Here is an 844-nt window from a genome sequence, read left to right on the forward strand (position 1 = left end):
CGACTGGGATCGTCATCCCGGCTGGTCCGCGTGACCGGGAGATCCGAGTAACGGCATAGCGGACTGCGCACGGAGAAGCCTTGAGGGAATGCCGTAGGACCCGGGTTCGATTCCCGGCAGCTCCACCAGGATAAAATAAAGCCGGTCGGCGCAGTGTGATAGAGCGCTTTGCCCGTTTTCGTCGAAGTTGTCCCGAGTGCCGTGGAATTTCGGTGGCGGTCCGGTGAGCATTAGGCGGCGCTCACCTGATCATTGTGCACGACGGGTCCGACAGGCTGGGCACACTCGCGTTCAAGGGCGGCGCGCAGTGCCGGTAGGTGCTGGTGGCCGTTGACCCGGCGGAACTGTTTGCCGGCCTCAACCATGCCGGCCGCACACCAGCGCAGCGCCATCTGCCCGTCACGCCAACGTTTGACGTTGCCGGCGTGCTCACGGCATACCGAGATCATCGACTCGATACAGTTCGTTGAGCGCAGCGTGCGGGCCAGGGTGGGCGGCACGCCCAACCGCAGGACCGTGAGAGTCTCATCGAGGCCCTCACGCAGGCTCGCTGCCGCGCCCGGGTGGCTACGGTCGAGCTCTTTGGCCAGCGCGAGCAGCGCGGCCTCGGCCTGCAGCGCCGATCCGGCGTGGTAAGCGTCGGTCATCTTCCGGCCCACGGTGGACCGAAGGCGTTGCGGCAGATGATCTTTGACGTTTCTAACCTTATGAATTTGGCAGCGCTGGATGACCGGATGGTTGAGCACGTCAACCACCGCCTTGCGCAGCGCCTTGGACCCGTCGATGCCCACCAACCTCGGGCGGGTCACGTCCAGGCCACGTTCAAGCAAGACCGCCTCGACGG

1 protein-coding gene and 1 other RNA gene are annotated in these 844 nt (G+C 64.9%); one reads left to right on the forward strand and one right to left on the reverse strand.

Annotated elements, in window-relative coordinates; translation table 11 throughout:
• Positions 1-128, forward strand: a transfer-messenger RNA (tmRNA) gene (ssrA, locus tag F6Q13_RS18145); the annotation flags it as partial.
• A gap of 102 nt (positions 129-230) precedes the next feature.
• Here the strand turns inward: ssrA and F6Q13_RS18150 are convergent.
• The coding region (locus F6Q13_RS18150) for a transposase (protein ID WP_293059497.1) at positions 231-844 on the reverse strand (614 nt) is incomplete at its 5' end.

Origin of the sequence: Mycobacterium sp. (assembly GCF_008709575.1) — a bacterium.
Taxonomy (GTDB): domain Bacteria; phylum Actinomycetota; class Actinomycetes; order Mycobacteriales; family Mycobacteriaceae; genus Mycobacterium.